The sequence below is a fragment of the Paenibacillus sp. GCM10023250 genome, assembly GCF_042653205.1.
Lineage (GTDB): Bacteria > Bacillota > Bacilli > Paenibacillales > Paenibacillaceae > Paenibacillus_Z.
The window spans coordinates 1-7,888 of sequence record NZ_JBHSHY010000077.1; the positions used below are offsets into that span (position 1 = coordinate 1).

The 7,888-nt window shown below is 44.7% G+C and carries 10 protein-coding genes; 3 read left to right on the forward strand and 7 right to left on the reverse strand.

The window, feature by feature from the left end; translation table 11 throughout:
* Window positions 1-139 precede the first annotated feature (139 nt).
* The 6 genes from ACFPB1_RS27120 to ACFPB1_RS27145 all read right to left on the reverse strand — a co-directional run bounded on the left by ACFPB1_RS27120 (window position 140) and on the right by ACFPB1_RS27145 (window position 4,444).
* The gene (locus tag ACFPB1_RS27120) at window positions 140-979 is read right to left on the reverse strand and encodes a permease prefix domain 1-containing protein (protein ID WP_379229332.1); all 840 of its coding nucleotides are present in this window, start codon (window positions 977-979) and stop codon (window positions 140-142) included.
* Complete coding sequence (locus tag ACFPB1_RS27125) at window positions 976-1,317, reverse strand: PadR family transcriptional regulator (RefSeq protein WP_379229333.1); 342 nt, start codon at window positions 1,315-1,317, stop codon at window positions 976-978. The genes ACFPB1_RS27120 and ACFPB1_RS27125 overlap by 4 nt, the downstream gene beginning before the upstream one ends.
* 323 nt (window positions 1,318-1,640) lie before the next feature.
* Window positions 1,641-2,195 carry a redoxin domain-containing protein gene (locus tag ACFPB1_RS27130; RefSeq protein WP_379229334.1) on the reverse strand — a complete coding sequence of 185 codons (555 nt, stop codon included), beginning with the start codon at window positions 2,193-2,195 and terminating at the stop codon, window positions 1,641-1,643.
* Between the two features lie 74 nt (window positions 2,196-2,269).
* Window positions 2,270-2,941 (reverse strand): Crp/Fnr family transcriptional regulator, encoded by a 672-nt coding sequence (locus ACFPB1_RS27135; RefSeq protein WP_379229335.1) that lies wholly within the window; start codon window positions 2,939-2,941, stop codon window positions 2,270-2,272.
* Between the two features lie 250 nt (window positions 2,942-3,191).
* Entirely contained in the window at window positions 3,192-3,497 is a 306-nt protein-coding gene (locus ACFPB1_RS27140) for a helix-turn-helix domain-containing protein (RefSeq protein WP_379229341.1), read from the reverse strand.
* Between the two features lie 47 nt (window positions 3,498-3,544).
* Window positions 3,545-4,444, reverse strand: a complete 900-nt coding sequence (locus ACFPB1_RS27145) for a hypothetical protein (protein WP_379229336.1) — start codon at window positions 4,442-4,444, stop codon at window positions 3,545-3,547.
* Window positions 4,445-4,634: 190 nt separating this feature from the next.
* Between ACFPB1_RS27145 and ACFPB1_RS27150 the strand changes: the two genes are divergently transcribed.
* Window positions 4,635-5,189 carry a hypothetical protein gene (locus ACFPB1_RS27150; protein WP_379229337.1) on the forward strand — a complete coding sequence of 185 codons (555 nt, stop codon included), beginning with the start codon at window positions 4,635-4,637 and terminating at the stop codon, window positions 5,187-5,189.
* A 63-nt stretch (window positions 5,190-5,252) separates the two neighbouring features.
* On the opposite strand, the gene ACFPB1_RS27155 is transcribed toward ACFPB1_RS27150, so the two are convergent.
* Window positions 5,253-5,810, reverse strand: coding sequence for an NADPH-dependent FMN reductase (locus tag ACFPB1_RS27155; protein ID WP_379229338.1), 558 nt, complete (start codon window positions 5,808-5,810; stop codon window positions 5,253-5,255).
* Between the two features lie 332 nt (window positions 5,811-6,142).
* Between ACFPB1_RS27155 and ACFPB1_RS27160 the strand changes: the two genes are divergently transcribed.
* Together ACFPB1_RS27160 and ACFPB1_RS27165 are read left to right on the forward strand one after the other, a co-directional pair.
* The gene (locus ACFPB1_RS27160; protein WP_379229339.1) at window positions 6,143-7,147 is read left to right on the forward strand and encodes a histidine kinase dimerization/phospho-acceptor domain-containing protein; all 1,005 of its coding nucleotides are present in this window, start codon (window positions 6,143-6,145) and stop codon (window positions 7,145-7,147) included.
* Window positions 7,148-7,193: 46 nt separating this feature from the next.
* Window positions 7,194-7,574 (forward strand): sensor histidine kinase, encoded by a 381-nt coding sequence (locus tag ACFPB1_RS27165; protein WP_379229340.1) that lies wholly within the window; start codon window positions 7,194-7,196, stop codon window positions 7,572-7,574.
* Window positions 7,575-7,888 lie beyond the last annotated feature (314 nt).

The window sequence follows — 7,888 nt, forward strand, 5'->3', positions numbered from 1 at the left end:
ACGGGCCGCGTGCAGAACTGGGGACAAATCCTCCTCCAGCTCTCCGTCTTCTTCCCGGATCGTATTGGCCAGCATTTACGTTAAGGATTCACTGTACGTGAGTTTACACAAAATTCTTGACAGACCCCCGGAAACGCCTCTAATCAAATATTTCTTGATACCCACGTTTCAAAAACTTCTTATGCGTCAGAACGAAGCCTGCGAAACCGATCATGTTAAAAAACAAGAATATTAGGGTCCATTTGACACTCACTTTCTTTGTTGTATGGAAAGCATAGATAATTGCCCATATTGTGAATAAAGCCCAATAAAGAGCGACTCCTAATACCAGAATTAAAATGGATTCTACATAATAACCGAATGCTGACGTGTATACAAACCAATCTCCCACACCGTTCCCACCGCGATAATACCCAGCCCATAGCAATCTTTTTGTATAAACATCATTAGAGTAAGAATAAAGAGGTTTAGAATTCTCCAAGTTATTAAATAGCTCATCCCCCTCTAAACCTTTGGTATTATAAATTTCTATTTTGTTGACTCTTTTATGGCTTTGAACGATGGTTTCAACTTCTTTTTTCACTTCGTCTGTTAATGATTCGTGGTCTTTTAGACTATTAATTATCTTGTCGTTCATGCGATGAGGAAAATCATTACTGCTCAAATAATCTCGTTGATACAGGAATTGAAATGAAATTATTGCGACGATAAGTACCGTTATGGCCGCAAACAATACCCTTTTTGCTATTAGCCCTTTTTTGTGATAAAGCTGTGCGAGTTCGTAACGCATTTCCTGTTCTCCACCAAAACGTTCAATCGCGAGCTCAGCTGCTTCCTTCTCCGACTTCCCTTCTTTTTTCAATTCGTGTACGGCTTCCAGAAGGTGGCTTCTCATTTCAGCTTTTAATTCCTTTATTTCTTTTTTGTTTCCGCCAGCGTTTTGATAGACAGAATCGACAAATGCTTCGATTTGCTTCATTTCCTATCTCCTCCCTCCAAAAATGAATCAATGATGCCTTTGATAAACTGCCATTCCAATCGTTTTTGTTTGAATGCTTCTTCGCCCAAGGGTGTGATTTTATAATATTTCCTTCTTCCGCCTGGCCCTTGGTCGTCACTCCAATAAGAAGAAATCCACTCGTTTGTTTCAAGCCGCTTCAGTGACAAGTAAAGCGTGCCTTCTTTCAATTCGAACTGATTTTTGCTGTTTTCTCGTACTAATTTGGCAAGTTCGTAACCGTACATTTCTTTGTTGTATAACAGGGAGAGAATGATCGTGTCGGTATGACCCTTTAATACCTCTTTATTAACTTCCACTCGTGTACCTTCCCATCCCGCAAAATTGGAAAAACTTGTACTTCCTTTATACAACGGAATACTCTATATAGCAAGGTAATATATATTAAAATTTAGCTTCAATTATCTAGCTCCCTTTACAAAAGCGATCCAGCATAATAAAAAATAAAAGCGCGACTACGATCATCGTGACAGCTCACCCGTTCCATACAAAAATCCCTTTATATTGATATTTGAGCAAAAGAAAGCCGCCTCCACAGAGGCGGCACAGATTATTAAGCTATAAGATAACAGCCCCCCACCCACCCGATAGGCGTAACGAAGGAAGAATCATCAATGCGTTATTAATGTCCAGCAGCGTATCCATCAATGGTCGCAAGCGGAAGATGATCTGTAACGAGGCGGCTATAATGAGCAAGCTGTATGATGCCGCTCTCATCAATCAAAAATTCGGCAGGCATTCGATTGAAATTAGAACCTTCCTCCGGTGTAAGGGGAAACCCGGCAGCTACAGCTTCTTCGGCAAACCGTTTCGTATTCGCATCCTCCATTGTCATGCGCACTCTCTCTTCGGACGTTTCGACGCCATACAATTTGTACAAGTAAGCCTCCGGGTCTGCAACAAGCGGGAAAGGAGGGTGTTGCGTGCCAACGTATGTCCTCATATTGGCCACCGGCGATTCAAAGACGGCAATGACGTCCATACCTTGGCGCTTCCAATCTGGATATCGGTTGATAAAATGATGCACCCGCAAATTGCAAAGGGCGCAAGCGGAGAACCGCATAAAAGCGAGAAGCACTTTGCGGCCGCGATCATGATCGAAGACTATGGGATTGCCGTAGTGGTCGACGGTTCGGAAGGCTGGGGCTACCCTACCCGGCTGCAGCTGGTGAGTCATCGGTGAATACCTCCTGTATGTGGAAAAATGATTGCGTATCCAATATACCAAAAGGGCAACACCGCTTCGGTGACTTAGTCACCTAATATTGCCTCCAATTCAGTGCGGCGGATGATTCGTACCCAGCCTCGTCCTTGCTCCACCAATCCCTGCCGCTCAAAAAGCTTTAGAGTGCGGCTCACGACTTCACGGGCCGTGCCGATTTCGGAAGCGAGCTTACTATGCGTCATTCGCAACACGGGCTGCTGCTCCGACGTGATACTCAGCAGAGCTTCAGCCAACTGCCTATCCAGCTTTTTGCTCTTCTTCGCCTGAAGCTGTTCGCCCATATGCATAATTCCTTCCATCAGGTTACCGAACACGGTCTTACGGATCGACTCGTATTCGATCACCCAGCGAAGAAAGCTGCGTTTGGATACAAACAGCGCCTCAACATCCGTCTCAGCCTCGATTACCGCTGGGAAGTCTCGTCCGCTCAGTCCGCTTAGTACATGGAGAGCGCAAAATTCACCGGGATGAAGTTTATTGACAACCCGCTCGCTCCCATCCTCCCCGATTTGGCTGATTCGAGCGCTTCCGCTCAGTAAAAGCATGCCATAGGACACTGCTTCCTCACGCTGAAAGAGACGCGGTTGGGCGGAAAATATTCGTACTTCCGAGCTTGCCTCAGCCCAATCCTCGGGGCAAACATCCATTAAACACGGGTATACTTCCAGCAACCGCTTGTCTGCGACGAATGAAGTCATAGGCTCGTTCCATCCTTCTCCAACGTTATGCTGTGAATTATACCACGCTCCCCACACTATCCTCGCTCTATGTAGCAGCGTGATGCTGTAACTTTAACGTTCTTTGGAGTTATCAACCAAAATGCAGCTTGAAAACACCCTCTTACAGAAATCTCGCTGAGTAATTTCCATAACCAAAATATTCTTTCGATTTTACACCTTTTCCAAAATTGCATCGTACCTAGGGAGATGTTTGGTCGGCTGCCTTCGTTTATCTTAGCAAGTATTTTCTTCTTAGCCCCATTGTTATATTAAGGGTTCCCATCTTACGAACCGTTTGATGTATGATGGCAAGGAGGCGCATCACAAGATCAGCCTTATCATTGAGCCTCCGCCCCAATAGGTAATCGGTGGTGCAATCGAAGATTGCTGCCAAATCTGCTATGAGGGATAGATCTGGCAGAGAGTCGCCATTCTCCCATTTTGATATGGCCTGAGCTGACAGGTTTAGCCGTTTTCCCAGTTCCTCTTGAGTCATATTACGGGCTCGCCTCAAGTGAGCAACTTTAACTCCAATTTCCGTCTCCGGGTCGCATGGTGCTCAAGCGCTTATTCAATTGCAATTTATAGTAAATGTTCTACTAAACGATTCACTGCCCCTGGGTAATCTCCATAACCAATATATCCTTCCGATTTTACGCCTTTCCCAAAATTTAAAACTGGAACTAAAAATGTACGAAGCTGCAATAGCTGTGCATCACTATAATCATTTATATCAGGTGACAGCTGAAGAATTAATCCACGATGTGAATCCGTTTTTATTGGTTCAACATGAAAACATGGACTATTTTTGATTACATAATCCACTCCACCAAGCTGCTCCAAGTGCCTTTCAGTCAGATATGTCATCCAGAAATATCCGCGTAGGCGTTCAGTATAGCGTGGAGTTGTAATTAAATCTAGAGCATAATAATTTTCTAATTGACTAGGAGTTAAAGTGCCGGCAGTGGTTGTATCATATGAAATATAGCCTGTAACTCCATTCAACAATTGAATTGCCTCTTTAAATATGTTCAAAAGTACTGTTTGAACATTCGGCGGAATCTGGTAATTGAATAACCGTTCACTCAAACCAAGGGTAAACACATTAAATAAGTTCAATCTTTTCAATGCTTCTTCCGGAATGGGTTCCGCATCAAAACAAGATACACCTGAACTTATTAATGGAATGATCGGCTTAGGGACAGATTGATTTTTATTTTGATCAGAGTCTACGATCTGTATGCTTAAATTTTCACCTTTTATCAAAGACGCATAAAATTTTTCAATACTCTTTTTATTATTATCATAGTCCACATAACGTAATGATTTTTTCTGAGTCCTAATAATAAATTCTCCCTCTAATAATGGAGGGATATAGTCTAAAATTAATTTGAACAGATTTATTAATTGTTCCCCTTTACTGGCAAGCAGATCATATGTGGTAACATTCAAATTGATCGCTTTATCATAAATATATTCCATTCGAGGCACCATCCTTAACAAGAAATTTCGTTTGACTTCCTCAGAAATGGGAGTAAAAAGCCTCCGGGACGTGGAGCACGCGCAACTTACATCTCCTTTTCTTAAAAACAAGTGGATTTGGCAGAAGTCGGAAACAAATTTCGAATAGCCGCGTATATTCTTAAAATATTGGAAAGGGGGGTCGTTCGCAATGGGCGGTTTTCTGCTTATGCTGCTCGGATTGTTTAACGCGCTATTTCCGTATCCGGCGTGGTATCTATCGATCGGCTGGCGCATCAAGGATGCCGAACCGACTGAAGCGGCTCTCTTCACGAACCGTGCGGTCGGCGTGATCGCGGCTATTGTCGGACTCATCGTCCTGATATCGAGCTGCTCGCTTGGAGGCGGTGGGAGCTCAGGCCATGTAGCTTCATTTCAGAAACGACTGCTCGCCGGCGAGGTGCAAGAGTTAAAGGTCATGGCCGGAGCGGAGCCGACGGCGGCTGTATCGAAGGAAGAGTTGGCCCAGGCCGTCGACCTGATGGCGCATGCTCCGATGGATGGCTTTACGCCCGATATGCTTTTTAGCGGCGCGGGCGAGGTAACGATTGTCTATAAGGACGGGACGACGGATGATCTGCTCATCACTCCTTCAGGCGGCATCGAGCTGCATCCGAGGTCGAGCGACAAGGCGTATCGAATTCAAAGCGACGAGTTGGAAAGCTTGCTCCATTCGTGGCTGAGCCGTACCGTACAACCGTCATGAGCCTACACAGGCAGCCTGAGACGAGGCCGGGGAGATGATCCTCGGCTTTTCCTGTTGGCAGAATTATTTCTCTGAAATGGCCTGCGACAGAGAGTGAATCAGGGTCAAAAGCAACGACAAAGTCTTTTGGTCCGTCACACTACCATTCGGCCCAATCATGTTACTGACGAAAGGAATGGCAAGTGATGCTTCATCCGGGATTGTTGCGCTCATCATCCTTAAAGTCAATGTCAGCGATTGCAGTGCTGAAGCACCACCATCGGGATGTGGGGATGCGCTTATAACCGCAGTCGGCATGTTCATGAATTCTCCTGAAGATACGACCCAGTCCAGCGCGTTCTTGAGCGAGCCTGGCACACCTCGCGCATATTCCGGCGTACAGATTACAATCGCATCCGCTGCTCGCAGCATCTCCCGCCATTCTCGCACCGCCTCATGTGATTGAGTTTCATCACCATCTAAGTCTGGACTGAAATGGGGTAAACTCCCAAGTCCTTGATACATACGAAAGACTGTACCGGCCGGCATCATTCCCTCGATGGTCGAGAGCAACCTAGTATTGGACGAATTCTTACGTAGACTTCCAGATATACCTAGCACTACTTGAGCTTGATGCTCCACTGGGTTCACATCCTTTGCATACGATACCAGCATTTTAAAACATAACATGAATGTTATAGTCAACCGGACTAGGTTTTTAAATTACGCGATCCTCTTCGTTAACTTAACAATAGCTGCCGATCGTGCGCCGGCAGCTACATTCAGTTTCGCAATTCAACTAAAGTTCTTACGTTACTGCCGAGTTTCTGTAGTCTCTTTATGCAACACTTGAAATCCACTATTCTGATAAAAAGATGAAAATTTAGCTAATCCTTACTCCAATTTAATTTTAATTTAAGATTTAAATACCAAGGTAAGGATAATCCGTCCACCATGCTATAGGAGGAGATCCTTTGACGATCCAATTGCGAATTACGCTTTGGTATACGTGTCTCATTACACTGATCTTAGCTATACTTTGCACCGCACTTTATAGCTACATCTTCTACAAAACGAACCAAGATATTAAATCCACCATACAAAATACCGTGAAGGGCATTAAAATTACGCAATCTGTTGATTTCTGGAACAGCTTGCAGTTTGATATATCTCCTAGCATTGCAAATAATCAAGTCATCATCCAGGTTGTGGACTATATCCATGAGAAAGTCCGGTACTCGCGAAACCTCGTCGAAGCCGGCATCACACTTCAATATCCGGATCCGAGTCCAGAGCTGAAACTTAACTATACGAATATCAAAGTGAACGGAGATCCCTTCACCATTCTCAACATTCCAATTGTGCTTCAAGACCGCAGCATAGTCGGACTTCTGCAGGTTGGACTCTATACAGGCAAGGAAACTGAAATCCTCCATAATCTGTTATGGATTCTTGTGTTATCGTCGCTCGGGGTGCTGGCTATTGCCATTCTGTTAGGTTTATTTATATCAAAAAGAGCATTGAAACCACTGCACAAAGTCATCCTTGCCTCTAATCGAATCGAAAACGGAGACGATCTCATAAAGCGGATTCCAAGAGGCAAACCAAACGACGAAATCGGCCTTCTATCCGACACACTCAATAATATGCTCATTCGACTACAAGAGGCTTATCAACGCTTAAACGAAGCCTACGACGCACAACGTCGGTTCGTTGGCGACGCGTCTCATGAACTTCGCACACCACTGACGACAATCCGTGGCAATGGTGACTTATTAAGAAAGCTATGGAGTACAAGAGAACCGCTCCAGCCAGTGGAACCACATCATTTGGAGATGTCCCTGGAAGCCATTAATGATATTTCAGAAGAAGCTGAGCGGATGACGCGACTCGTCACAGATCTACTGACGTTGGCTAGAGGAGATTCTGGAATTTTCATGTCAAAAAAGAAATCTCCCTCTTCATCCGCTTATCATTGAAGTCGTTCGGAAAGCGAGTCTCCTTCCTCGTACTGTCGAATGGCACATGAAAGACATCGATGAACTCTTATCCGTACATATCCAAGGCGATTCGGATTACTTACAGCAGCTTCTGCTTATTCTTATAGAGAATGCATTCAAATACACATCATCCGGATACGTCGAAATAAGTAGTCTACAAAAGGGTGGCTATGCTGGCATACAGGTTTCCGATACGGGAATAGGGATGAATCCAGATGAGCTTTCCCACATTTTTGAGCGCTTTTACAGAGCCGATGTTTCTCGGGGGAAGACTTCCGGATACGGACTTGGCCTCTCTATTGCCAAGTGGATTATCAATGAACATTCCGGCACCATTGAGGTGATGTCCAAGGAAAACGAAGGATCAACATTCATCGTTTGGCTGCCAATGACTAACACGATCTAAGGCTTCCTTGTCTGGGGGCAAATTACGTTCCCAACTCAATGGAACAATCACAACCTTTTATTACGCTAAACTGCTGCCCGTTAGCGGAACGACGACAGCTGATCGATCTGAGGCCGGCTGCCGTCGTGTAATGATTGAGCTATCGTGCCCGTTAGCTTAATCGTAGTACCCAATTTTTTGAGTTCTCTGGAGTTGTCAATAAAAGTGCAGTTTGAAAACACACTCATTCAGAAATCCCGCTACTAAGCTGCTTGTGTCAGCATTCTTTCGCGATAAACAGATGGCGGCCACCCCCCTGGATTAGAGGTGTAGAT

Bases quoted from the DNA above. Each gene is read 5' to 3' on its own strand.
- ACFPB1_RS27135 (WP_379229335.1), bottom strand. From the start codon at position 2,941: ATGACTTCATTCGTCGCAGACAAGCGGTTGCTGGAAGTATACCCGTGT.
- ACFPB1_RS27165 (WP_379229340.1), top strand. From the start codon at position 7,194: ATGAAAGACATCGATGAACTCTTATCCGTACATATCCAAGGCGATTCG.
- ACFPB1_RS27150 (WP_379229337.1), top strand. From the start codon at position 4,635: ATGGGCGGTTTTCTGCTTATGCTGCTCGGATTGTTTAACGCGCTATTT.
- ACFPB1_RS27145 (WP_379229336.1), bottom strand. From the start codon at position 4,444: ATGGAATATATTTATGATAAAGCGATCAATTTGAATGTTACCACATAT.
- ACFPB1_RS27120 (WP_379229332.1), bottom strand. From the start codon at position 979: ATGAAGCAAATCGAAGCATTTGTCGATTCTGTCTATCAAAACGCTGGC.
- ACFPB1_RS27130 (WP_379229334.1), bottom strand. From the start codon at position 2,195: ATGACTCACCAGCTGCAGCCGGGTAGGGTAGCCCCAGCCTTCCGAACC.